Source organism: Listeria sp. MAN/IMW/UF464, assembly GCF_058683955.1.
On record NZ_JBZWZP010000001.1, the window covers coordinates 1,393,013 to 1,417,134 of the forward strand.

The following is a 24,122-nucleotide window of genomic DNA, read 5'->3' on the forward strand; positions in this document are numbered from 1 at the left end:
AAATTAGTTTGGAGCATTCGCTTTAGGAAGCGCTTGGGGATTCCCGCACACTTCCCAGACTTTTAGGGAAAGTCTTAGCGATCGCTTAATTTTATATTTTGCAAAAAACAAATCATTGTTTCTTATTGTTTTGGAGTCTCAATTATCGAACCGAATTACTCAGTCTTTTCAGTGGCTGCATTTTCCGGTTGTACGATATTGAAGGCATCATTTTGATTAGTAAAGTCGTCATCATCCATGTCACGCATCTCGATTTCTTCTTCGTCTGCGGAAAGCATTTTAACATCCATTCCAAGACTTTGAAGCTCTTTGATGAGTACTTTGAAGGATTCTGGCACACCAGGTTCTGGAACGCTTTCGCCTTTAACAATCGCTTCGTAAGTTTTCACACGACCAACCACGTCATCGGATTTAATCGTTAGGATTTCTTGAAGTGTATAAGCGGCACCATATGCTTCAAGTGCCCATACTTCCATTTCCCCAAAACGTTGTCCACCAAATTGTGCTTTACCACCAAGCGGTTGTTGCGTTACTAGAGAGTAAGGTCCAGTTGAACGCGCATGAAGTTTATCATCAACCATGTGGGCAAGTTTGATCATGTACATTACACCTACAGAGATACGGTTATCAAATGCTTCACCAGAACGTCCGTCGTAAAGAACTGTTTTCGCATCGCGGGCCATACCGGCTTCTTCCACAGTGCTCCATACATCTTCTTCATTCGCTCCATCAAATACTGGAGTTGCAACGTGAATTCCTAAAGCACGAGCAGCCATACCTAAGTGTAGCTCAAGTACTTGTCCGATATTCATACGAGATGGTACCCCAAGTGGGTTAAGCATGATGTCAACAGGTGTTCCGTCTGGCATAAATGGCATATCTTCTTCAGGTAAAATACGGGAGATAACCCCTTTGTTACCGTGACGTCCGGCCATTTTATCGCCTTCGTGGATTTTACGTTTTTGTACAATATAAACACGTACTAATTGGTTTACACCAGGTGGTAGTTCGTCGCCAGCTTCACGTGTAAAGATCTTCACGTCAAGCACGATTCCGCCGCCGCCATGAGGTACACGTAATGAAGTATCACGAACTTCACGTGCTTTTTCACCAAAGATAGCGTGTAATAAACGTTCTTCTGCAGTTAATTCAGTAACTCCTTTTGGTGTTACTTTACCAACTAGAAGGTCGTTGTCTTTTACTTCAGCACCGACACGGATAATTCCACGTTCGTCAAGGTCGCGTAAAGCGTCTTCCCCAACATTTGGAATATCACGAGTCATTTCTTCAGGTCCGAGTTTTGTATCACGAGCTTCTGATTCAAATTCTTCAATATGAATCGAAGTATAAACGTCATCTTTTACAAGACGTTCACTCATGATGATTGCATCCTCGTAGTTATAACCATCCCAAGTCATGAACGCAACTAGTACGTTACGACCAAGAGCAAGTTCACCGGAATCCATTGATGGACCGTTACCAAGGATTTCTCCTTTAACAACGCGGTCACCTTCTGCTACGTTTGGACGTTGGTTATAACAAGTACCTTGGTTAGAACGAACAAATTTACGTAATGTATATTTATCAATTCCGCCAGTTACTTCTTTGCCATCCACTAGAGATACACGACGAACCCAGATTTCGCGAGCTTCAACGTGTTCTACAATACCGTCATGTTTGGCAGTTACAGCTGCACCAGAGTCTTTTGCAGATACGTGTTCCATACCTGTTCCAACAAATGGAGCTTCAGGGTGCATAAGAGGAACTGCTTGACGTTGCATGTTCGCTCCCATTAGCGCACGGTTACTATCATCGTTTTCAAGGAACGGAATACATGCTGTCGCAACAGATACAACCTGTTTAGGCGATACATCCATGTAGTCAATACGTTCTTTTTCTACCGCTAAGTTTTCTGAACGGAAACGAGCCATAACTTCTTCTTCTGTGAAAGTACCTTGTTCGTCTAATTTCGAGTTCGCTTGCGCTACTACGTAATTATCCTCTTCATCCGCAGTTAGATAATCAATCTTATCAGTAACACGGTTTGTTTCAGGATCTACGCGGCGGTAAGGCGTTTCGATAAAGCCGAATTTATTTACCTTCGCAAAGGAAGAAAGGGAGTTGATCAAACCAATGTTTGGTCCCTCTGGCGTTTCAATCGGACACATACGACCATAGTGAGAGTAATGCACGTCACGTACTTCATAACCAGCACGTTCACGCGTCAAACCACCAGGTCCAAGCGCTGAAAGACGACGTTTATGCGTAAGTTCGCCAAGTGGATTTGTTTGATCCATGAACTGAGATAACTGCGAGCTACCAAAGAATTCTTTGATAGAAGCAACTACTGGGCGAATATTAATCAATTGTTGTGGTGTAATTGTAGTCATGTCTTGAATAGACATACGCTCACGAACTACACGTTCCATACGGGATAAACCGATACGGAATTGGTTTTGTAAAAGTTCACCAACAGAACGAAGACGACGATTACCTAGGTGATCGATGTCATCTGTATCGCCAACACCATGTAGCAAGTTAAAGAAGTAGCTAATGGATGAAATAATATCAGAAGGCGTGATGTTTTTTACATTCTCTTCAATATACGCGTTACCAATGATGTTGATTTCTTTTTCGTCATCATTTGGTGCGTAGATTTTAATAGATTGAACGAGTACGCTATCTTCCATAACTCCATCAGTTGGACGAAGTGTGCGGAAACCTACACCGTTTTCTAAATTAGGAATAATTTGATCTAAATTACGACGATCCAAAATGTCACCTTTAGAAGCGATAATTTCACCAGTTTCTGGATCCACTAAAGTTTCTGCTAATGTTTGGTTGAATAGACGGTTTTTTAGATGTAATTTTTTGTTGATTTTATAACGTCCAACGCTTGCAAGATCGTAGCGTTTTGGATCAAAGAAACGAGAAACTAGTAAGCTTCTAGCGTTATCAACTGTTGGGGGTTCACCCGGACGTAATCTTTCGTAAATTTCTAGAAGTGCTTTTTCAGCATTGTCAGTATTGTCTTTTTCAAGCGTGTTGCGCAAGTAGTCATTGTCCCCGATTAAATCAATAATTTCTTGATCGGAACCAAAGCCTAGTGCACGAAGTAAAACAGTTACTGGTAATTTACGTGTACGGTCAATACGAACGTGTACAACGTCTTTAGCATCTGTTTCATACTCAAGCCAAGCCCCACGGTTAGGGATGACAGTAGAACCAAAGCCTTTTTTACCATTTTTGTCTAGTTTTCCATTGAAGTAAACACCTGGAGAACGAACTAATTGGGAAACGATAACACGTTCTGCCCCATTAATAATGAACGTACCCATTTCAGTCATTAGTGGGAAATCACCCATAAATACTTCTTGGTCTTTTACTTCGCCGGTTTCTTTGTTGATTAGGCGCAACTTCACGCGTAGTGGAGCCGCATAGTTTGCATCACGGTTCTTAGATTCTTCTACCGAGTATTTCGGTTCTCCAAGATCGTAATCAATGAATTCTAAAGATAAATTACCCGCAAAATCCTCAATTGGCGAAATATCGCGGAACATCTCACGTAGCCCTTCATCTAAGAACCATTGGTAAGAAGCTGTTTGAATCTCAATTAAGTTTGGTAATTCAAGTACTTCACTGATTCGCGCAAAACTTCTACGCGTACGATGCCGTCCATATTTTACATCATGTCCTGAATGTCCTGACAAACTATTCACCCCTCAAATTAATTAAAAAATTTATAAGCACACTGACTTCTCTTTTAGGCACAAAAACAGTGGAACCCCCCGCACCCGATGTTTAAGTTAAATCGTTCAAAAGTAAGTACTTCCATACTCCTTCATCAGCCTTAAACATCGTTCATCAAAAGTTTCCTGCTACCTTGTGTACATCTGATTCGCATAATCGCAATCAGACAAAACCTAGGTCGAAATCAAGTGGAACTTCAAAAAGAAAAAATTGCTGCTTTAGACAAAAAGAAAGCGGATTTCATCAACTATTTCTGAAAACCACATCCATGTTTATTTATAGCACCAAAAACCGCGTAAACGCTTCATTTTTTGTCATATTTTGAAATAAAATGCAGCGCAAAAAAACGGTATAGATTCTTTTGGCATTATACTATAATACAACATCTCTCCACCTATGTCAAATATTTTTCTAGAAAAATAAGAAGCGACATGTTATAATATTTGCCGCTTCTTTTTCATTATGTTTTGAAATTTAATTAGCACTCATTAATTCAAGTATTTTGCAAAATTCCATAACTACCTGAATTTTAGTTTTTAACGCTTCTAAAAATAAAATACCCTTTATCTCTCGCCACTGTTTCAACGTTACCGAAAACTTCTTCCATTTTCTTTTCAGCAGATGGACCGCCTTGTTTCTTTTGAATAACAATCCAGAGTTCTCCGGTTTCTCGCAAGTGATCGTAAGCACCTTCTAAAATCGCGTGAACTATTCTTTTCCCTGCTCGAATTGGCGGATTACTAATAATCGCTTGGTAATCGTTCGCAGTTACGTTATCATAAACCGAACTTTCATAGATATGCGTGTTCGTAATTTTATTGATTTCCGCATTTTCTTTCGCAAGTTCCAGTGCGCGCAAATTAACATCTACCATTTCAATTTGGCTATCAGGGAACGCTTTCGCTACCGTTAACCCCATCGGACCATAACCACAACCAACATCCAAGATTTTCCCTATTTTCGTTTCTAACTCAAAAGATTCAATCAATAATTTCGAACCAAAATCGACCGTATTTTTGGAAAACACGCCATTGTCACTTGTAAAACTCATATTAAAACCTTTTAACATCACTTGCCATGTTTTTCGGTTGTGTTTAATTGTTTCGTCGTTTGTGTAGTAATGATTGTTAGTCAAGAACCGCACCTTCCTTTCGTATCTCTAGCTATTTTAGCATAAAATCTTACTCGGATGTAGCATTTTTGGTAACTCATCTTAAACTTGATTAATTGCAATAAAAAAGACCTTAGATAACAAGTATCTAAGGTCTTTAAGTTAATTACTTAACTTCTACGTTAGCGCCAACTTCTTCAAGTTTAGCTTTGATTTCTTCAGCTTCGTCTTTAGCAACGCCTTCTTTAAGAGCTTTAGGAGCGTTGTCAACTAATTCTTTAGCTTCTTTTAAGCCAAGACCAGTGATTTCACGAACCACTTTGATTACTTTGATTTTAGAATCTCCAGCAGAAGCTAGTTCTACAGTGAATTCAGTTTGCTCAGCAGCACCGCCACCAGCAGCAGCTACAGCTACAGGAGCAGCAGCAGTTACGCCAAATTCTTCTTCGATTGCTTTTACTAAATCGTTAAGTTCTAATACAGATGCTTCTTTTACGGAAGCAATGATTTCTTCAATGTTTAAAGCCATTTTGAAATTCCTCCAATAATATAATTTTTTCGGATTTAACCGAGATTTGTTTGTAGGGTTTCCCCTGGGTAGAACAGATTATGCTTCTTGTCCTTCTTTTTGGTCAGCAACAGCTTTAGTAGCGATAGCAAGACCGCGAACTGGAGCTTGAAGTACGTTGCAAAGCATAGATAGCAATCCTTCGCGTGATGGAAGTGTTGCAAGTGCTTTAATTTCTTCAAGAGAAGCAACTTTACCTTCAATAACACCGGCTTTGATTTCTAGTGCTTCGTGATCTTTAGCGAAATCGTTAAGGATTTTCGCAGGCGCAACTACGTCTTCATTACTGAATGCGATTGCGTTAGGACCAGTTAGAGCTCCTTCTAAACCTTCGTAACCGTTAGCTTCAACAGCACGGCGAGTTAGTGAGTTTTTGTAGACTTTAAATTCAATACCAGCATCACGCAATTGTTTACGTAAGTCAGTGATTTCGCCAACGTTTAAGCCGCGGTAATCAACAATTACTGTAGACGCACTAGCTGATAATTTAGTTTTAATTTCTTCAACTGCACTTTGTTTAGCTTCAAGAACTTTACTCATTTTTCCACCTCCGTCCAACAATTAAATCTAATTAAACAGACACTAGTTCCGTTTGATCAGCAACAAAAAACCTCTGACACCGTAGACGCCAGAGGTTTTTGTGAAATGCGCGCGAACGCACACTTCAAAAGAAATCCCTCGGGTGGCATATTTAAGCGATAAACGCGCCAACTGTCTACGGTAAGGATATTTGATTGTTTCAACTAGCCTATCTTATCAAAAGACAAGGGGCTGGTCAAGTTAAATTTTATAAGCTAGCTGGGTCGACTTTGATTCCAGGTCCGAAAGTAGTTGTTACGGAAAGATTTTTCACGTAAGTACCTTTCGCAGCAGCAGGTTTTGCTTTTTGTAGAACGTCATTCACAGTACGGAAGTTTTCTACTAGTTTAGCAGCATCAAAAGATACTTTACCGATTGCAGCGTGGACGTTACCAGCTTTATCAACACGGTATTCTACTTTACCAGCTTTAATTTCGTTTACTGCTTTAGTTACGTCCATAGTTACTGTACCAGTTTTAGGGTTTGGCATTAAACCTTTTGGTCCAAGGACACGGCCTAATTTACCAACTTCACCCATCATGTCAGGTGTAGCAACGATAACGTCAAATTCAAACCAACCTTGGTTGATTTTTTCAACGAATTCAGATTCACCAACGTAATCAGCTCCAGCAGCCTCAGCTTCTTTAGCTTTTTCACCTTTTGCGAATACTAATACGCGTTGAGTTTTACCAGTACCGTTTGGTAATACAACAGCACCACGGATTTGTTGGTCCGCTTTTTTAGGGTCAACGCCAAGACGGAATGCTACTTCAACAGTTGCATCGAATTTAGCGAAGTCAATTTTTTTAGCAAGTTCTACTGCTTCTTCTGCAGTGTAAACTTTGTTTGCATCAATTTGTTTTAAAGCATCTTGATACTTTTTGCCTTTCTTAGCCATTTCTTTTCCTCCTTAATTGTCAAATTGTGAAACACACGATTAGTCTTGGATAGTGATACCCATAGAACGTGCAGTACCTTCAACCATTAGCATTGCAGATTCAACATTTGCAGCGTTAAGGTCTGGCATTTTTGTTTCAGCAATTTCCTGTACTTGAGCGCGAGTTACAGATGCAACTTTTGTTTTGTTTGGTTCACCGGATCCTTTTTCCACTTTAGCTGCTTTTTTAAGTAATACAGCTGCTGGTGGAGTTTTAGTGATGAACGTAAACGAACGGTCTTCAAATACAGTGATCACAACAGGAATAATAAGACCAGCTTGATCGGCTGTGCGAGCATTAAACTCTTTACAGAATCCCATGATGTTTACGCCAGCTTGACCTAATGCAGGTCCAACTGGAGGTGCAGGATTTGCTTTACCTGCTGGAATTTGAAGTTTAACTTCTTTAATCACTTTTTTTGCCACGAGACATACCTCCTTAAGTCCGTGATGTGGTTGACTGGGGCTGATATTTCCCCTCCCACGTTAAAACATACGCCAAAAACGTACTTATATATGATACCATCTTAAACGTTTCGTTGCAAGATTTTTTTAGAGATTTACTTTGAATTCCATGGTCGTTTTATCGAAATAGACGTTTTGGTTTTTCCGCCATAAGTTCAAATACGCTGTGTAACCTTGCGCAGCCTTATCAATCCAAGCTGGGTTTACTGTTTTTAATAACTGCAATGTTTTTTCAAAAGCGATTTTACGGGTATCCGTTTCAAGGATGTTATCGTCGCGTTTGATGTCTTCTTTACGATGGCGCAGTTCAAATTCCATCCCCATATACCAACAAATATGCAGGAAAACTTCATATTTAAACTCTTCAAAATCTGTTGTTTTGAATTCACTGTTTCGTTCGCCGCGTTCATAACTGTAAAGCATATAGCCATCTTGTTCGCTATAATCCATACAAAGTTCACCGCACCCTGGACCATTACCTAAGAATAAAGGGAAATCGAGGTCTAAAAATATAGCTTCTCGTTTAAAATCCAAATATATCTGCTTAGCCTTGTCCATTTGTTCGCCTCCTTAACAAAACAACCTCCACAAATAATGTAGAGGTTGTAAGTTTTAAAGTTTTTCGATTTGGTTGAAATCCACTTCGACTGGAGTTTCACGACCGAACATGTTAACCATGACTTTCGCTTTACCTTTGTCGTTGTCCATTTCATCCACTTTACCAGAGAAGTCAGCGAATGGCCCTTCTTTGACCATAACTGTTTCACCGATTTCAAAGTCAGCTTCAGCGCGTTTTTCGACCATACCCATGCTTTTCAGAATACGATCTGCTTCTTCTGGAAGTAATGGTGTTGGTTTCGAGCCAGAACCTGAAGAACCAACAAATCCAGTAACTCCTGGAGTATTACGCACGACATACCAAGAATCATCTGTCATAACGATTTCTACTAATACATAACCTGGGAAAACTTTACGTTTGATTGTTTTTGTTTTACCATTTTTTACTTCTGTTTCTTCTTCTTCCGGTACAATAACTCGGAAAATTTTATCTGACATGCCCATTGATTCTACACGTTTTTCTAGGTTTGCTTTGACTTTATTTTCATAACCGGAGTAAGTATGAACTACATACCAATTTTTTTCCATTGTTTAGTTGGCAGCAATCCTATTTTGCCGCCATCCTCCTTTTAGTATAATCCAAAATAAAAAACCCGAAAGTTGTACGGGTTTTGTCTCAAGTAATAGTATATCATTATCTTTGTAAAATTCCTAGCACTACACGATAAGTTTAATAATTTGTTCGATACCAAAATCAATTAACATAAAGAATAAAGCAAATAAAATAACTGTAATAACTACTGTTACTGTGTATGTTAAAAGTTCTTTTCTAGTTGGCCATGTAACTTTATGCATTTCGGATGAAACGTTCCGAAAGAATCTTGCTATTGCAGACATACCAAAACCTCCATATCGTCTATTTTGTTTCTCGATGTAATGTATGTTTATTGCAGTGTCGACAGAATTTCTTCACTTCTAAGCGAGTTTCTTTCTGCGTCCCGCTAACATTGACTGTATAGTTTCTTGAACCACACTCAGAACAAGCGAGGGATGTTTTCTTCTTCATAAATTATCTCAACTCCGCAATCATTAAATATGCCATGCCAAAAAGTAGGCACATTTCATCCATATAAATATAACACTTGGCTCTTGGCTAGTCAATTATTTTTTCATTCAAACTGCTTCATCATTTTCTTTTTTACTCGTTGCAATGCATTATCGATAGCTTTCTCTTTTTTATTGAAGAAAAGCGCCATTTCTTGATAGCTTTTGCCTTCTAAATATTGTTTTAATACTTCTTTTTCAAATTCGCTTGTGACTTGTTCAAGTTGACGCGCTACATGTGTTAAATCTTCATTTTTAATTAGAAAATCTTCTGGGGTTTCGGCCGCTTTTTCGGAAATGACATCTAGTAAAGTCCAGTCTACATCATCTTCAGCCATTGGTGTGTCGAGCGAAACTGAATTGTTTAAAGGGATATTCTTCTGCCTAGATGCCCGCTTCACCGCCGAAAGAAGTTGCCTATTTATACACATTTCCGCAAAAGAACGGAACGAGGCTTCTTTTGACTCATCGTAATCACGAATTGCTTTGAAAAGCCCAATCATTGCTTCTTGGATTAAATCATCTCGCTCTGCACCTTGTAAAAAATATTGCGTCGATTTCCAGTAAATAACCGACTGATACCTACTGAAAAAATACTCTAACGCGTCCGTATCACCGCTTCTAGCTAGTTCAAGCATCGCCATTTCTTCTTGATTTACTGAATTCTCCACTAGGCTAATCGGCTCCTTTTCGACAGGATTTCTTCTTTGGTTGCTTCATTATACATAGTCAGAAACAGCCCGTCAATCCCTTATTCCTCGCCTCTTCTCCACTTTTCAAGCTGGGAAATAATATCAGAATCTAGATTGAGGTTTGATTTTGGCATTTTTTCCTGAATTCGTTTGATTTTCTGTCCGATTTGTTTACTCATTTCTTGAATTTCAAAAAGTAGTTCACGTGAAGAAATCCGAAGCGCACCTTGTCCAAAAATAGCCCACTGTTCTGTATAATCAGATGTCGCTACAATAATTTGCGTCCGCGCATTTTTCCATTCAATTGCTTTTTGCTCAATATATTCGTCTGCCGTTTCATCTTCATGCGTAAACACTACCTCAACTTGATGCTTCTTGCTTTTTCGCTTTACTCCACGAACAAACTGCGCATCAAATACAACTACAACTCGGTATCCCGTATAGCTTTGGTACTCCGCCATCCACTCAATTAGCTTATCTCTCGCCGCTTCCAAATCGCGATCTTTTAAGAAACTCAATTCTGGCCAAGCTCCAATCACATTATACCCGTCAACAAGCAGAATTTGTTCCATCATTATTTCTCCAGTGGGAAACGTTTCCGATAAACTTCATAAAGTAACAAACTTGCAGCAACAGAGGCATTAAGTGATGTCACTTTTCCGCGCATTGGTAAATGAACAAGGAAATCACATTTTTCACGGACTAAGCGGCTCATTCCGAATCCTTCACTTCCAATAACAATAGCAAGCGGCATATCCACATCCATTGTCCGGTAATCGCTACTACCTTTCGCATCGGTTCCAAAAATCCATAGTCCCCGTTTTTGTAATTCTTCCATTGTCCGCACCATATTCGTCACGCGCACCACTGGAACATACTCCATCGCACCAGTACTAGCTTTAGCTACCGTTTGAGTTAAGCCAACAGAGCGGCGTTTCGGAATAATAATCCCGTGCGCACCAACAGAATCTGCCGTACGCATAATAGATCCTAAATTATGCGGATCTTCTAACTCATCAAGAATAATGAAAAACGGCATTTCGTCTTTTGCTTCAGCTGCTGCAAATAAATCATCTAGTTCAGCATATTGATAGGCCGCGACTTGAGCTGCAACCCCTTGATGTGCGCCACTTACAACCTTCTCAATTTTTTGTTTTGGTACAAATTGAACTTGAATTTTACGTTCTTTTGCTAAAGTTAATACTTGTTTTAAAACGCCTTTTTGCGAACCTTCTTGTACATAGATTTTGTGAATATCTCTATCAGATCGTAATACTTCAAGGACAGGATTTCTCCCACCAATCCACTCTTGCTCATTTTCTTGTTCCATTAGTTATTTTCCACTCCTTTTTCTACTATTTCTAGCGCTTTTTCCATCCATTCTTGAAGTCGTTCCATGTCACCCGCTAAATAAAGATAACCAAGTACAGCTTCAAAAGAAGTAGACATGCTATACGTTCCAGGATCTGTATTTTTTGGTATTGTATAAGATTTGGCATTTCGGCCACGTTTGGCAATCCGATCCTCTTCATCTGTCAAAAAACCTTCTGCAATCATCGCTTTAAGCGCCACAGCTTGCCCTTTTGCAGAAACGAATTTTGTCGCAGTTTTATGCAGTTGATTCGGTTTTGTTTTACCAGCAGCAAGTAAATATTCGCGGATAAATTTCTCGTACACCGCATCGCCCATGTAGGCAAGCGCGAGGCCATTAAGTTGCTTGTAGTCTTTCACTTCTGCCATGATTTACCCCCGTCTAAACCGCGTACCTTGCGCAGTATCTTCCAAAATAATATCTTTTTCTTTTAAAATGTCACGAATTTCGTCAGCTCGTGCAAAATTACGTTCATTTCTCGCTTGCAGACGCTCTTCAATTAATGCTTCTACTTCGCTATCATCCAGTGAATCAGTTTGCGTATTTTCTAATTTCAAACCTAGTACTTCTGCAAATAAACGCATCATACTTAAAAATTCACGCAAAACATTAATGGAAACTGTTTCTTTTGAAAGATAAATATTCGCTCGTTTCGCAAGCTCATGGAAAGTAGTAATCGCATTGGCAGTATTAAAATCATCATCCATATCATCTTCAAATGCTTGTTTTAATTCTGTCAGTTGCTCCAACCATTCATCTTCGTGGGTTTCTTCCACGTATTCCCCGTCATCTGTTTGAATACGGTGGTCAATGTTTTGATAGGCAATCATTAAACGCTCTAAGCCATTTTTTGCATCTTCTAAAATAGCATCATTTAATGTAATCGGCTTACGGTAATGCACGGACAACATGAAGAAGCGAATCACATTTGGATCATTGTCTTTTAGCACATCATGAAGCGTAATAAAATTCCCAAGCGATTTAGACATTTTTTCCCCGTCAATATTTAAAAAGGCATTGTGCATCCAGTATTTTGCGAACGTTTTTCCAGTCGCCGCTTCGGATTGAGCAATCTCATCCTCATGGTGAGGAAATACTAAATCTTGCCCGCCCGCATGAATATCAATCGTGTCACCAAGATATTTTTTCGCAAGCGCCGAGCATTCTATGTGCCAACCAGGACGACCATTTCCAAACGGACTTTCCCAGAAAATTTCACCCGGTTTAGCAGCTTTCCAAAGTGTGAAATCAAGTTCATCTTGTTTGCGCTCATTATATTCAACCCGCGCTCCGTGTTGTAGTTCCGATAATTCTTGCCCAGATAGTTTCCCGTAATCTTTGAATTTTTTCGTACGGAAATATACATCGCCAGCTGACTCATAAGCATAACCTTTTTCGATTAGGGTGCTGATTAATTGAATAATTTCATCCATATTTTCTGTTACACGCGGATTCACAGTCGCTTTCGCCACATTCAGTTGATCCACATCATCAAAGTAAGCCCCAATAAAACGATCCGCCACTTCAGGAACCGTCAATTTCAACTCATTTGCCGCACGAATCAATTTATCATCCACATCCGTAAAATTAGACACGAATTTCACATCGTAGCCACGGTACGTAAAATAACGTCGAACTGTATCGAAAACAATAATTGGCCGCGCATTTCCGATATGAATGTAGTTGTACACAGTTGGTCCGCAAACATACATTTTCACTTCGCCATCTTTGAGTGGTTTAAAAGGCTCTTTCTCTCGTTTTAACGTATTAAAAATTTGTATCGACAATCAGATCTACTCCTTTTCCTTCAAAAGTTTTTCTACTATATTTTCTAATTCTGCAATTCGTAACGTCAGTTCATCCATTTTAGGAACCGCGTGCCCTACCGTGCGCCCATTAAGCCGAACAACTTTAGCTGGAATACCGACAACAGTTGCGCCGGGTGGTACGTCTTTTAAAACAACCGCACCCGCACCAATTCGCGCATCTGCTCCAATATCAACTGGTCCAAGTACTTTGGCTCCCGCTGAAACAAGCGCTCTATCACCGACCGTTGGATGGCGTTTCCCGCAGTCTTTCCCGGTTCCACCAAGCGTAACTCCGTGAAATATCGTAACATCATCACCAATTTCAGCAGTTTCTCCAATGACAATCCCTGCACCGTGATCTATAAAAAGCCTTCTACCAATTGTTGCGCCGGGATGAATTTCTATATTAGTCCAGAAACGAGCAGTCTGCGATAATACTTTTCCAAACAAAACCATTTTGTGACGATAAAAAAAGTTGGCCACACGATGCCACCAAAGTGCGTGCAATCCCGGATTCGTTAAAAAAGCATCAAAAAAAGTCTTCGTCGCAGGGTCATTCTTTATAATTGTTGCAATATCTTCTTTTAAGCGAGTTGGCATTTTGTTGCCTCCTTATTCAAGTTCGTACATTTTTTCATTGAACCTACGCCAACAAAAAAAGCCCCTCTAATACAGAGACGCTTTGCGCGGTTCCACTCTGACTTGAGTATTGCTAATTTTAGCAGATACTCCAACTCTAGGGGTGGGGGTAACGACCCACATTTCGTCTGACGATACTAAATTTCCCATCAGAATTCAGGGAGGCATTTCAGGAGTGTTCAGCTAAGTCGCTTCCAGCCGCGGCGACTCTCTCTTTAAGCTTAGAATTCCGTACTTCTTCCCATCAGCACTTTTTCCGTATATTTAGTTCTATTATAACAGCAATAAAATTCCTTGCAACTGAAATATATCAAAATAAAAAAGTGCCCCGTAAATAGCCGAGGCACTTTTATTTAAAATTAATTATTTTGCAACCATGTATCTAAACGATTTAGTACTTTTTCAAGACCAAGAACTTCGATTGCAAGTGGCAATTCAGGACCATGCATTTCGCCAGTTGTCACGATACGAATTGGCATAAATAAACCTTTACCTTTTACGCCAGTTTCTTTTTGAACACGTTTGATGGCAGCTTTTACTTCCGCCGCTTCAAGTACATCTAGCGCTTCTAATTCTTTTTTGAAGGCAGAAATAACTGTCGGCACTGTTTCTTCGGCAAGGACAGCCTTTTCTTCTTCGTCAAAAGTAATCGATTCAGCATCAGCGAAAAACATTTCTGAAAGTGGCACAATTTCAGCACCATAACTCATTTGCTCGTGATAAAGCGAAACTAATTTGTGCACCCAGTCAAGTTCTGCTTGATCTAAATCAGCAGATACAACACCGGCTTTTTGTAAATGCGGTAAAGAAAGTTCTACTACATCATTTAGCGGTAATTTTTTCACATATTGGTTATTAACCCAAGTCAATTTAATATTATCGAACAATGCTGGTGATTTAGATAAACGCTTCGGATCAAACATTTTAATAAATTCTTCTTTAGAGAAAATTTCTTCTTCCCCTTCAGGAGACCAACCAAGCATTGCAATAAAGTTAAATAACGCTTCTGGTAAATATCCAAGGTCACGATACTGCTCGATAAATTGAATAATCGAACCGTCACGTTTACTTAATTTACGTCTGCTTTCATTCACAATAAGTGTCATATGACCGAAAATTGGAGGTTCCCAGCCAAAAGCATTATAAATTAAAATTTGTTTTGGTGTATTCGAAATATGGTCATCACCACGAAGAACATGCGAGATTTCCATTAAATGATCGTCCACTGCTACAGCAAAATTATAAGTAGGAATTCCATCTTTTTTCGCAATAACAAAATCACCAATACCATTCGATTCAAAAGAAACATCATCTTTAACCATATCGTTAAAAGTAATTGTTTCATTAGCTGGTACTTTGAAACGAATACTTGGTTTAAAACCTTGTGCTTCTTTTTCTGCTTGTTGCTCTTTTGTTAAATGACGGCATTTCCCGCTATAACGCGGCATCTCACCATTTGCTTTTTGTTTTTCACGTTCTGCTTCTAATTCTTCTTCCGTACAATAACATTTATACGCCAAGCCTTTATCTAAAAGTTGTTGAATTAGTGGTTCATAAATTGATTGACGTTCTGATTGACGGTAAGGACCATATTTCCCAGGAACATCAACACCTTCATCCCAGTCCATACCTAGCCATTTTAGGTTTTTCATTTGACTTTCTTCGCCATCAGCTACGTTACGTTTCGCATCCGTATCTTCAATTCGAATAATAAAGTCTCCATCGTTATGTCTTGCAAATAAATAGTTAAATAAGGCAGTACGCGCATTCCCAATATGCAAAAATCCAGTTGGACTCGGCGCATAACGAACACGTACTCGTTTTGTTTCACTCACAATTATTCACTCCTTTAATTATTTTTCAAGTAAGACTACCGCTAAACTAGCGATTCCTTCTTCTCTACCTGTAAATCCTAATTTCTCCGTCGTGGTTGCTTTTACATTTACTTGGGATGGTTCTGCATGAAGTAACTCAGCAATCCGGCGTTTCATCAACTCTACATAAGGAGCCATTTTCGGTTTTTCAGCGATAATAGTCGCATCTAAATTCCCAAGCTTGAACCCCTCTGCTTCCACCTGTCGCCAAATTTCCGCAAGTAGCTCTGCTGAATCCGCATCTTTATAAGCCATATCCGTATCCGGGAAAAAATGACCAATATCTAAAGCACCAATTGCACCAATGATTGCATCTGTAATAGCATGAAGAAGTACGTCGGCATCACTATGACCTAGCAAACCTTTTTCGTATGGAATCTTAATCCCGCCAATAATCAGTTCACGGTCATAATCAAGTTTATGTACGTCATATCCTTGGCCAATCCTAATCATTTACTTTCCCTCCAAGTTCTCCTAAAATCGCCTTTGCAAGTGGCATATCTTCAGGAGTTGTCAGCTTTATATTATAATAGCTTCCTTGGACAATAGCAACAGGGTATGGAATCCGCTCGACCAAACTAGCTTCATCAGTTCCTAGAAATTGGTCTTTTTTTGCGAGACGATGTGCCTTTTGTAAAATGTGTAATTCAAAAGCTTGTGGCGTTTGAACCTGCCAGAGATTATCACGATCAACTGTTTCCTTTACAACATCGTGAATAACTCGCTTTACAGTATCTTTCACTTGAACAGCACAAATAGCAGCTTTATTTTGTTTCACACCTAATAACAGACGATCAATAATATCTAGCGTCACAAAAGGCCTAGCTCCGTCATGCACAAGTACTACGCTCTCTAAACCACAACATTCAAGTCCAGCAGCTACACTATACTGACGCTCACTTCCGCCTTTTACGACCTCGACTCTATCTTCTGCAACATCAAGTTGTTGCATCAACTTTCTCACATGTTTTCTTTCCGTTTCTTGGCACACGACAATCACCTTCGAGCAACGATTATCCGCCAAAAAAGGACGCAGGGCATGAATGAAAATTGGTTCACCAACTAAATCCAGCCACATTTTATTTTTTTCCGCGTTCATACGTTTGCCTTGTCCTGCTGCTAAAAAAATCAGCTCATAATTCATGCTTGTTTACTCCTTCCAATCAGGATGGTTTAGCAAAAATCATTCTTCCTGCTGACGTTTGAAGCACACTTGTTACTTCTACTTGAATGGTTTCATTAATAAATTTACGCCCATCTTCTACAACAATCATCGTTCCATCATCTAAATATGCAACGCCTTGATTATGCTCCTTACCATCTTTCACCATAAGAACAGTCATTTTCTCACCTGGTAATACAACAGGTTTTACTGCATTTGCCAAATCATTAATATTTAAAACAGGTACATTTTGAAATTCGCATACTTTGTTTAAATTATAATCATTGGTTACGACAATCCCGCCCATTACTTTAGCAAGTTTTACAAGTTTGCTGTCCACTTCTGGCGTATCCTCAAAGTCACCTTCATACATTTCCACTTGGATAGAGTCTTCTTTTTGAATTCGATTTAAAATATCTAATCCGCGTCGACCTCTTGTCCGTTTTAAAGTATCAGAAGAGTCAGCGATGTGTTGAAGCTCAGCTAATACAAAGAGTGGTATAACAACCGTTCCATCTAAAAATCCAGTAGCTAAAATATCAGCAATACGACCATCAATAATAACACTCGTATCCAAGATTTTATAGGTTTTCTTAGATTTCTCCTCGGTTTGCTCTTCTTCTGGCGTTTTCTTCTTCGCATTTCTGTTGTTAACAAAATTCCCAAATTCATTGCGACGACTAATTCCAATACGGAACCCTAAATAACCTAGTACTAACGTTAAAATAACTGGTACTACCGAATTTAAAAGCGGTATATTTGTTTGACTTAAAGCATTGCTCGCGAAAAACGCAATAACTAAACCAACAAATAAACCTAACCCCCCGTAAATAAGCGTTGCAATAGCAATTTTAGCTAATTTTTCCTCCAACCAATTAAGTGCGGCTTCTACATATTTCACCGCCCAGAAAGTAATAAGATAAAATATAAGTGCACCAATCAAAGCATCAGTATAAGGATTGTTAATTAGCAAAATGTGTCCTATCCCAAGTTTCACCCATAGTGCTGGTAGTGAAAAGACTCCCGTAGTCCCGCCAAGGATTAAAAAACACACTCGAATTACCCATGTAAGCATTTAGTTTCCCCCTTTCCATTTTTATATTTATACATATAATCGGGCTATTACCAAACATACATATAGCACTATTCTACACTATTAAAAGACTATACCGCAAATAGTACTCATGGAATCGCTGAAGTATTTATTTTCAGTCTGGTAAAGCCTTCTTCAATGCTTCTCCAATCGTTTCTACGCCAACCACTTGCACGTCTTTTGGTACTTTCCAAGTGCCTTCATTATTTTTAGGGATAAAAATTCGTTTGAAGCCTAGTTTGGCAGCTTCTTGTACGCGTTGTTCAATTCTTGCAACACGGCGAATCTCACCAGTTAGACCAAGTTCTCCAATAAAACAATCCGTACTTCTTGTCGGTTTATCACGATAACTAGAAGCCACACTAACAGCTACCGCCAAATCAACTGCTGGTTCATCCAATTTAACTCCACCAGCTGCCTTCAAATAAGCATCTTGATTTTGTAACATTAAACCTACTCTTTTTTCTAAAACAGCCATAATCAAAGAAACTTTATTATAATCAATTCCAGTTGCCATCCGTTTTGCATTCCCAAACATGGTTGGCGATACAAGTGCTTGAATCTCTACAAGCACAGGACGAGTCCCTTCCATCGAAGCTACAACTGTTGATCCCGAAGCTCCTTCTAGACGTTCCTCTAAGAACACCTCAGATGGATTGGCAACTTCCACAAGACCAATATCACGCATCTCAAATATCCCCATCTCATTTGTCGAGCCAAAACGGTTTTTTACTGCGCGTAAAATTCGATAAGCATGATGACGTTCTCCTTCAAAATAAAGCACTGTATCTACCATATGTTCAAGTAAACGCGGTCCAGCAATCGCGCCTTCTTTCGTCACATGACCAACGATGAAAATAGCAATATTTTGCATTTTAGCGATCCGCATTAAAGCAGCCGTACATTCTCGAACCTGTGATACACTTCCCGCAGCACTCGTGACATCAGGGTGATAAACAGTTTGAATAGAGTCAATGACAACAAAATCTGGTTTTACAAAGTCGATTGTTTCTTGAACCGCTTCTAAATTAGTTTCTGCATAAACGTACAAATTATCACCGGAAACTTGTAGCCGCTCCGCACGAAGTTTTGTTTGCTTAATTGATTCTTCCCCGGAAATATATAATACTTTCTTATTAGTAAGTGTAAGTTGTGCCGACACTTGTAGTAAAAGCGTGGATTTACCAATACCAGGATCGCCACCAACAAGTACCATAGATCCCGGAACAACTCCGCCACCAAGCACTCTATTTAATTCAGGCATATTAGTTTCTACCCGAGCTTCTTCTTCACTTGCAATTTGAGTTATTGGAGTCGCCTTTGAAGGTTCTCCTGTATGATTAAAAGCTGAGCGTGATTTTTTCGATGGCTCTAATGCCTCTACCATCTGATTCCACTCATTGCAATTCGGACATTTACCCATCCATTTTGCCGATTCATACCCACATGACTGACACACAAATTTGGTCGTCCTTTTTGCCTTAGCCATTTCTACATCCCTCCATATATATGCTTCATTTTACCACAGATCATCTGTTCGCGTTAAGCCTTTTAGCCAAATTCGTATTTTCAAGCTTCTTTCTATCTTTTTAGCCCTTATTCAGAAAAAAACCTTCCTTAAGTATTTAAGGAAGGTCCATCATTTATTTCGATTTTACTTTTTTGGGAGCAGCTTTCTTTTTAGTCGCTGCTTTTTTCCTAACTTCTAATTTTCCGTCTTTCACACCAATTTCAACGTTATCGCCTACCTTGATATTGCCACGAAGTAATTCTTCAGAAAGCATATCTTCTACTTCTTTTTGAATTGCTCGTTTCAAAGGACGCGCCCCGTATTCTGGGTCATAACCATCTTTGGCAATTTTAGCTTTTGCACCTTCTGTTAATTTCACATGAATATCACGTTCAGCTAGGCGTTTAGTTAATTGAGAAGTCAGAAGCGTAACAATTTGTTTCAATTCTTTTTCTTGTAGAGAATGGAATACAATTGTTTCGTCAATCCGGTTAATAAATTCTGGGCGGAAAGCTTGTTTTAAATCTTGTAAAACACGATGTTCCATTGCTTTATGATCTTTAAGTGGATCAATCACATTAAAGCCCATGGATTTATCTTGTTTCATTTCTTGAGCACCGATATTAGAAGTCATAATAATAACTGTATTTCTAAAATCAACCACGCGACCTTTAGAATCAGTTAAACGACCATCATCAAGCACTTGTAAGAGCATATTAAATACGTCAGGATGTGCTTTTTCAATTTCATCTAGAAGCACTACAGAATAAGGTTTTTGACGAACTTTTTCTGTCAGCTGGCCGCCTTCTTCATAGCCAACATAACCTGGAGGAGCCCCAACTAAACGAGCAGTTGAGAATTTCTCCATGTACTCGGACATATCAATCCGAATCATTGAATCCTCATCACCAAACATGGACTCCGCAAGCGCACGTGCAAGCTCAGTTTTACCAACACCAGTAGGACCAAGGAAAATGAAAGAACCAATCGGACGTTTCGGATCTTTAAGTCCTGCACGAGCTCGGCGAACAGCGAGAGATACAGCTTTTACCGCTGCATCTTGGCCAATAACTCGCTCATGTAAAAGTTTTTCCATATTAAGAAGTTTGTTTGTTTCCGTTTCAGCCAGTTTAGCAACCGGAATTCCAGTCCAACTAGCAACTACTTCAGCAACAATATCTTCTGTTACTTCACTATGATCAAGACCTTGCTTCTCTTGCCAGTTTGCTTTTGTTTCTTCTAATGATTTCTTGAGTTTCTGTTCTTTATCACGTAATGCTGCTGCTTTTTCAAACTCTTGTCCTTGTACAGCGGCATCTTTTTCTTTTTTCAATTCTGATAAATTGTTTTCCATTTCTTTTACATTTTTTGGAGTTGTAAAAGATTTTAAACGAACTTTTGAGCCAGATTCATCAATAACATCAATCGCTTTATCAGGTAAGAAACGGTCTGAAATATAGCGATCAGATAAACGAACAGCAGCCTCAAGAGCTTCATCCGTAATCGCAACTCGGTGATGCGCTTCATAACGATCACGCAACCCATGTAAAATTTGGATAGACTCTTCTACAGTCGGTTCATCAACTTTAATCGGTTGGAAACGTCTTTCAAGCGCTGCATCTTTTTCAATGTATTTGCGATATTCATCTAAGGTTGTTGCACCAATACATTGCAATTCACCACGAGCTAGAGGTGGCTTCAAGATATTGGATGCATCAATCGCACCTTCCGCTCCACCAGCGCCAATTAACGTATGCAGTTCGTCAATAAATAGAATTACATTTCCAGCTTGACGAATTTCATCCATTACTTTTTTCAAACGGTCTTCAAATTCACCACGATATTTTGTACCTGCTACAACAGTTCCCATATCAAGCGTCATAACACGTTTTCCGCGCAAGGTTTCAGGTACTTCATTGCGGACAATTTGCTGTGCTAGACCTTCTGCAATGGCTGTTTTACCAACACCAGGTTCACCAATAAGAACTGGGTTATTTTTTGTCCGACGACTAAGCACCTCAATCACACGTTGAATTTCCTTAGAACGACCAATCACTGGGTCCAAATTCTCTTCCCGAGCAATAACCGTTAAATCACGTGCCAAACTATCTAAAGTTGGTGTCGCCTGCGTATTTGTTTGTCGACCAGCACCTGTAGCATCTCCGCCCCCAAGAAGCTGTAAAACTTGTTGACGCGCTTTATTTAAACTAATACCTAGATTACTTAAAACGCGAGCTGCAACGCCTTCTCCTTCACGGATAAGCCCAAGTAAGATATGTTCTGTTCCAACGTAAGTATGCCCTAGTTTCCGAGCCTCATCCATCGAAAGTTCAATTACTTTTTTCGCGCGAGGAGTATATTGAATCGTTGTCACAGCTTTTTCCCCATGACCAATTAAGCCTTCCACCTCTTGCTGCACTTTTTCAGAACTAATCCCAAGTTCATAGAGAGCTTTCGCCGCAATTCCTTCGCCTTCTCTTACAAGGCCTAGAAGTATATGTTCTGTTCCTAAATTACTATGATTCAAACGCATCGCCTCTTCTTGTGACAACGCGAGTACTTTCTGAGCTCTTTGCGTAAACCGTCCAAACATCATTGTTGTTTCCTCCTTATCATGAGCCTAATTATTTATCGCCCAAAATCTCGCGAATCACTTTGGCCCGTATTACTTTCTCTTCTAATTCATCCATATCTCGTCCTGCTTCTTTTCTCAAAAAAGCTGGTTGCGAGAATAGTACCAATTCATTCATTTTTTGGCGAGAAATATGCTCGAAAAACCCTAATTCCACACCAAGTCTAATATCAGAAATAGCATCCGAAGCTTCTTGCATAGATATAATTCGACAATTCATTAATAAACCATATGATCTAAAAACCCTATCTTCAAGTGCAATGTGAAATTTTTGCTTCAAAGTAGTCCTAGCCACACGTTCTTGCATAATGATTTGTTCCATGACTTGCGTTAAATCTTCCACGATTTCCGTCTCAGTTTTGCCTAAAGTCACTTGATTAGAAACTTGAAAAATACTACTAGCGGGCATGCTACCTTCCCCGTATATACCTCTTACCACAAAACCGAGGCTCCTAATCGCTTCAATCACACTTTTAATTCTTTTCGTAGTAACAAGCCCTGGCAAATGCACCATTACAGAAGCTCTCATCCCAGTTCCAATATTCGTCACACAACTCGTTAAATAACCAAACTGTTTATCAAAAGCATAAGTTAATTTTTCTTCCACATATCCATCAATTTGCAATGCTGCCTCTAAAGCATCAAACAACCTTAATCCCGGTGTCATGCATTGTATCCGCAAATGATCTTCTTCATTTAACATAATACTCACATTTTCTTCTTCATTTAAGAGAACTGCACCATATTCACTTTTATTCATCATATAAGGACTAATTAAATGCTTTTCAACTAAAAGAGCCTTTTGCAACTTAGAAATCTGATTCATTTTGATTAAAGTGAAATTATCATCAAATACCTCCGCGATATTATCAACAACCTCTTCCTTTTGGTCATAAATAGGAAACTGCTCATCTTTTAAATTTCTAGCAAGTCTAATACGTGAGCTCAGGACAACATCATCATCATCACCAGCATTTTCTAACCAAGAACTGAGCCGAGGTTCAAATACATTCATTTATCCTCACCCCCAGCTTTCAAAGCCCTTATTTCATCACGAATAACTGCAGCTTCCTCAAATTCTTCATTTTTCACTAAGTCCGCCAACTTATCTTGAAGACGGTTTATCTCATTCTGCACATCTTCCGCACGTTCAATTTCCACAGGTACTTTTCCAACATGCTTTTTATAACCATTTTGCACTCGACCAATAATCGGAACTAATTGCTCCTCAAAAGCCGAATAACACTCCGCACAACCAACCCGATTAGTTTGTAAAAACTCCTCAAAGCTTAGATTGCAATTTTCACAAACCACTTTTTTCTGAGCAGATTCTTCTTTTTGTAATAACGTCAAAAAATCCAGAGCTACTTCACTAAAAGTATCCATTGCTTTAACAAGGTCTTTTTCAGAAGCAAGCGCCTCCTTAGTAGCACAATTCTCGCACAAGTATAACGACTCCACTTTCCCAGCTTCATTTAACTGTTGAAGCGCAATTATCGCCTTGTTTTCCCCACACTTTTGACAAATCATAGCCATCACACCTTAATCATATTTCAAAGCAACTAACATTGATTCGAGTATCCTACTACGCAAAATATCTCTATCTGGCAGAGGCAAAATTAAAACCTCACGATCAAGTGCAGCAACCATCAGTCTTGCTTCTTTCTTCGTTATAACATCTTCTTCAAGTAACCTTAAAATTACATCTTCAGAAAAAGATTGAGATACCTTTTTATCATGAACCATAGATATAATAGCTTCTAATAATTGAAGCTTATCATTCATTTTCACTTTGATGATCCGAATATATCCGCCGCCACCACGTTTACTTTCAACAATATACCCTCGTTCCATTGTAAATCTAGTGTTGATTACATAGTTGATTTGAGAAGGCACACATTCAAACTTATCCGCGATTTCACTTCTTTTAATTTCAACTGCTTCACTAGACTCCAGTACTTGCTTTAAATAAGCTTCTATAATATCAGAAATATTTTTCATTATAAGGAATCTCCTTTCCATATTTTCCAAATCACTGACTTTGACTATTTTTGACTTTAATTATACTAGATACCTGTACCTTTTAGCAATTTATTTATCTTTTTATAACAAAAAAAGCCCTAAATAATTAGGACTTTTACTATTGCCCGGCAGCGACCTACTCTCGCAGGGGGAAGCCCCCAACTACCATTGGCGCAGAGAAGCTTAACTACCGTGTTCGGGATGGGAACGGGTGTGACCTTCTCGCCATAACTACCAGACAATATG

At 39.2% G+C, this 24,122-nt stretch carries 25 protein-coding genes, 1 rRNA gene and 2 other annotated features; all 26 genes read right to left on the bottom strand.

What is annotated here, in order from left to right; genetic code table 11:
- Positions 1-155 precede the first annotated feature (155 nt).
- Positions 156-3,710, bottom strand: coding sequence for a DNA-directed RNA polymerase subunit beta (gene rpoB / locus AC4PG0_RS07085; RefSeq protein WP_492167788.1), 3,555 nt, complete (start codon positions 3,708-3,710; stop codon positions 156-158).
- A 569-nt stretch (positions 3,711-4,279) separates the two neighbouring features.
- Complete coding sequence (locus AC4PG0_RS07090) at positions 4,280-4,885, bottom strand: class I SAM-dependent methyltransferase (RefSeq protein ID WP_185325036.1); 606 nt, start codon at positions 4,883-4,885, stop codon at positions 4,280-4,282.
- Between the two features lie 142 nt (positions 4,886-5,027).
- Complete coding sequence (rplL, locus tag AC4PG0_RS07095) at positions 5,028-5,390, bottom strand: 50S ribosomal protein L7/L12 (RefSeq protein WP_003729189.1); 363 nt, start codon at positions 5,388-5,390, stop codon at positions 5,028-5,030.
- Positions 5,391-5,468: 78 nt separating this feature from the next.
- On the bottom strand, positions 5,469-5,969 hold the full coding sequence (rplJ, locus tag AC4PG0_RS07100; RefSeq protein ID WP_003732833.1) for a 50S ribosomal protein L10: 501 nt from the start codon (positions 5,967-5,969) through the stop codon (positions 5,469-5,471).
- 55 nt (positions 5,970-6,024) lie between these two features.
- Positions 6,025-6,168 (bottom strand) — a sequence feature (ribosomal protein L10 leader region).
- 48 nt (positions 6,169-6,216) lie between these two features.
- A complete protein-coding gene (gene rplA / locus AC4PG0_RS07105) occupies positions 6,217-6,906 on the bottom strand; it encodes a 50S ribosomal protein L1 (protein WP_003726838.1) in 690 nt (229 codons plus the stop codon).
- Positions 6,907-6,945: 39 nt separating this feature from the next.
- Positions 6,946-7,371: a 50S ribosomal protein L11 gene (rplK, locus tag AC4PG0_RS07110; protein ID WP_003718336.1), complete on the bottom strand. Its 426-nt coding sequence runs from the start codon at positions 7,369-7,371 to the stop codon at positions 6,946-6,948.
- A gap of 126 nt (positions 7,372-7,497) precedes the next feature.
- A complete protein-coding gene (locus tag AC4PG0_RS07115; RefSeq protein WP_492167787.1) occupies positions 7,498-7,968 on the bottom strand; it encodes an Imm63 family immunity protein in 471 nt (156 codons plus the stop codon).
- Between the two features lie 54 nt (positions 7,969-8,022).
- Positions 8,023-8,556 (bottom strand): transcription termination/antitermination protein NusG, encoded by a 534-nt coding sequence (gene nusG / locus AC4PG0_RS07120; protein ID WP_003760101.1) that lies wholly within the window; start codon positions 8,554-8,556, stop codon positions 8,023-8,025.
- A 129-nt stretch (positions 8,557-8,685) separates the two neighbouring features.
- Positions 8,686-8,865 (bottom strand): preprotein translocase subunit SecE, encoded by a 180-nt coding sequence (secE, locus tag AC4PG0_RS07125; RefSeq protein WP_003765079.1) that lies wholly within the window; start codon positions 8,863-8,865, stop codon positions 8,686-8,688.
- A 19-nt stretch (positions 8,866-8,884) separates the two neighbouring features.
- Positions 8,885-9,034, bottom strand: a complete 150-nt coding sequence (rpmG, locus tag AC4PG0_RS07130; RefSeq protein ID WP_003728079.1) for a 50S ribosomal protein L33 — start codon at positions 9,032-9,034, stop codon at positions 8,885-8,887.
- Between the two features lie 103 nt (positions 9,035-9,137).
- A complete protein-coding gene (locus AC4PG0_RS07135) occupies positions 9,138-9,743 on the bottom strand; it encodes an RNA polymerase factor sigma-70 (RefSeq protein ID WP_003760097.1) in 606 nt (201 codons plus the stop codon).
- A gap of 80 nt (positions 9,744-9,823) precedes the next feature.
- Positions 9,824-10,336, bottom strand: a complete 513-nt coding sequence (locus AC4PG0_RS07140; RefSeq protein WP_010990304.1) for an NYN domain-containing protein — start codon at positions 10,334-10,336, stop codon at positions 9,824-9,826.
- A 2-nt stretch (positions 10,337-10,338) separates the two neighbouring features.
- Positions 10,339-11,094: a 23S rRNA (guanosine(2251)-2'-O)-methyltransferase RlmB gene (rlmB, locus tag AC4PG0_RS07145; RefSeq protein ID WP_003724085.1), complete on the bottom strand. Its 756-nt coding sequence runs from the start codon at positions 11,092-11,094 to the stop codon at positions 10,339-10,341.
- Positions 11,094-11,504, bottom strand: a complete 411-nt coding sequence (locus AC4PG0_RS07150) for a Mini-ribonuclease 3 (RefSeq protein ID WP_003760089.1) — start codon at positions 11,502-11,504, stop codon at positions 11,094-11,096. Before AC4PG0_RS07150 ends, rlmB begins: the two co-directional genes overlap by 1 nt.
- 3 nt (positions 11,505-11,507) lie before the next feature.
- Positions 11,508-12,923, bottom strand: a complete 1,416-nt coding sequence (cysS, locus tag AC4PG0_RS07155; RefSeq protein WP_010990303.1) for a cysteine--tRNA ligase — start codon at positions 12,921-12,923, stop codon at positions 11,508-11,510.
- A 6-nt stretch (positions 12,924-12,929) separates the two neighbouring features.
- Positions 12,930-13,544: a serine O-acetyltransferase EpsC gene (gene epsC / locus AC4PG0_RS07160; protein WP_003760085.1), complete on the bottom strand. Its 615-nt coding sequence runs from the start codon at positions 13,542-13,544 to the stop codon at positions 12,930-12,932.
- Between the two features lie 70 nt (positions 13,545-13,614).
- Positions 13,615-13,840, bottom strand: a binding site (T-box leader).
- Between the two features lie 102 nt (positions 13,841-13,942).
- Positions 13,943-15,418: a glutamate--tRNA ligase gene (gltX, locus tag AC4PG0_RS07165; protein ID WP_492167786.1), complete on the bottom strand. Its 1,476-nt coding sequence runs from the start codon at positions 15,416-15,418 to the stop codon at positions 13,943-13,945.
- 18 nt (positions 15,419-15,436) lie between these two features.
- Entirely contained in the window at positions 15,437-15,910 is a 474-nt protein-coding gene (gene ispF, locus AC4PG0_RS07170; protein WP_003770122.1) for a 2-C-methyl-D-erythritol 2,4-cyclodiphosphate synthase, read from the bottom strand.
- The gene (gene ispD, locus AC4PG0_RS07175) at positions 15,903-16,601 is read right to left on the bottom strand and encodes a 2-C-methyl-D-erythritol 4-phosphate cytidylyltransferase (RefSeq protein WP_112120235.1); all 699 of its coding nucleotides are present in this window, start codon (positions 16,599-16,601) and stop codon (positions 15,903-15,905) included. The genes ispF and ispD overlap by 8 nt, the downstream gene beginning before the upstream one ends.
- A 19-nt stretch (positions 16,602-16,620) precedes the next feature.
- Positions 16,621-17,694: a PIN/TRAM domain-containing protein gene (locus tag AC4PG0_RS07180; RefSeq protein ID WP_003770118.1), complete on the bottom strand. Its 1,074-nt coding sequence runs from the start codon at positions 17,692-17,694 to the stop codon at positions 16,621-16,623.
- A gap of 133 nt (positions 17,695-17,827) precedes the next feature.
- Complete coding sequence (gene radA, locus AC4PG0_RS07185; protein WP_003760072.1) at positions 17,828-19,201, bottom strand: DNA repair protein RadA; 1,374 nt, start codon at positions 19,199-19,201, stop codon at positions 17,828-17,830.
- 154 nt (positions 19,202-19,355) lie between these two features.
- A complete protein-coding gene (locus tag AC4PG0_RS07190; RefSeq protein WP_003770116.1) occupies positions 19,356-21,818 on the bottom strand; it encodes an ATP-dependent Clp protease ATP-binding subunit in 2,463 nt (820 codons plus the stop codon).
- Between the two features lie 28 nt (positions 21,819-21,846).
- Positions 21,847-22,869 carry a protein arginine kinase gene (locus tag AC4PG0_RS07195; RefSeq protein ID WP_010990301.1) on the bottom strand — a complete coding sequence of 341 codons (1,023 nt, stop codon included), beginning with the start codon at positions 22,867-22,869 and terminating at the stop codon, positions 21,847-21,849.
- Complete coding sequence (locus AC4PG0_RS07200; RefSeq protein ID WP_003765052.1) at positions 22,866-23,384, bottom strand: UvrB/UvrC motif-containing protein; 519 nt, start codon at positions 23,382-23,384, stop codon at positions 22,866-22,868. The genes AC4PG0_RS07195 and AC4PG0_RS07200 overlap by 4 nt, the downstream gene beginning before the upstream one ends.
- A gap of 12 nt (positions 23,385-23,396) precedes the next feature.
- The gene (locus AC4PG0_RS07205; protein WP_003760062.1) at positions 23,397-23,855 is read right to left on the bottom strand and encodes a CtsR family transcriptional regulator; all 459 of its coding nucleotides are present in this window, start codon (positions 23,853-23,855) and stop codon (positions 23,397-23,399) included.
- A 144-nt stretch (positions 23,856-23,999) separates the two neighbouring features.
- Positions 24,000-24,115, bottom strand: a 5S ribosomal RNA gene (gene rrf / locus AC4PG0_RS07210).
- Between the last annotated feature and the right edge of the window lie 7 nt (positions 24,116-24,122).

Excerpts from the sequence above, each read along its gene's own strand:
- rplL (WP_003729189.1), bottom strand. The coding sequence starts at position 5,390 with ATGGCTTTAAACATTGAAGAAATCATTGCTTCCGTAAAAGAAGCATCT.
- rplJ (WP_003732833.1), bottom strand. The coding sequence starts at position 5,969 with ATGAGTAAAGTTCTTGAAGCTAAACAAAGTGCAGTTGAAGAAATTAAA.
- rplA (WP_003726838.1), bottom strand. The coding sequence starts at position 6,906 with ATGGCTAAGAAAGGCAAAAAGTATCAAGATGCTTTAAAACAAATTGAT.
- AC4PG0_RS07115 (WP_492167787.1), bottom strand. The coding sequence starts at position 7,968 with ATGGACAAGGCTAAGCAGATATATTTGGATTTTAAACGAGAAGCTATA.
- nusG (WP_003760101.1), bottom strand. The coding sequence starts at position 8,556 with ATGGAAAAAAATTGGTATGTAGTTCATACTTACTCCGGTTATGAAAAT.
- secE (WP_003765079.1), bottom strand. The coding sequence starts at position 8,865 with ATGTCTGCAATAGCAAGATTCTTTCGGAACGTTTCATCCGAAATGCAT.
- rpmG (WP_003728079.1), bottom strand. The coding sequence starts at position 9,034 with ATGAAGAAGAAAACATCCCTCGCTTGTTCTGAGTGTGGTTCAAGAAAC.
- AC4PG0_RS07140 (WP_010990304.1), bottom strand. The coding sequence starts at position 10,336 with ATGGAACAAATTCTGCTTGTTGACGGGTATAATGTGATTGGAGCTTGG.
- rlmB (WP_003724085.1), bottom strand. The coding sequence starts at position 11,094 with ATGGAACAAGAAAATGAGCAAGAGTGGATTGGTGGGAGAAATCCTGTC.
- AC4PG0_RS07150 (WP_003760089.1), bottom strand. The coding sequence starts at position 11,504 with ATGGCAGAAGTGAAAGACTACAAGCAACTTAATGGCCTCGCGCTTGCC.
- epsC (WP_003760085.1), bottom strand. The coding sequence starts at position 13,544 with ATGCCAACTCGCTTAAAAGAAGATATTGCAACAATTATAAAGAATGAC.
- ispF (WP_003770122.1), bottom strand. The coding sequence starts at position 15,910 with ATGATTAGGATTGGCCAAGGATATGACGTACATAAACTTGATTATGAC.
- ispD (WP_112120235.1), bottom strand. The coding sequence starts at position 16,601 with ATGAATTATGAGCTGATTTTTTTAGCAGCAGGACAAGGCAAACGTATG.
- AC4PG0_RS07180 (WP_003770118.1), bottom strand. The coding sequence starts at position 17,694 with ATGCTTACATGGGTAATTCGAGTGTGTTTTTTAATCCTTGGCGGGACT.
- radA (WP_003760072.1), bottom strand. The coding sequence starts at position 19,201 with ATGGCTAAGGCAAAAAGGACGACCAAATTTGTGTGTCAGTCATGTGGG.
- AC4PG0_RS07190 (WP_003770116.1), bottom strand. The coding sequence starts at position 21,818 with ATGATGTTTGGACGGTTTACGCAAAGAGCTCAGAAAGTACTCGCGTTG.
- AC4PG0_RS07195 (WP_010990301.1), bottom strand. The coding sequence starts at position 22,869 with ATGAATGTATTTGAACCTCGGCTCAGTTCTTGGTTAGAAAATGCTGGT.
- AC4PG0_RS07200 (WP_003765052.1), bottom strand. The coding sequence starts at position 23,384 with ATGATTTGTCAAAAGTGTGGGGAAAACAAGGCGATAATTGCGCTTCAA.
- AC4PG0_RS07205 (WP_003760062.1), bottom strand. The coding sequence starts at position 23,855 with ATGAAAAATATTTCTGATATTATAGAAGCTTATTTAAAGCAAGTACTG.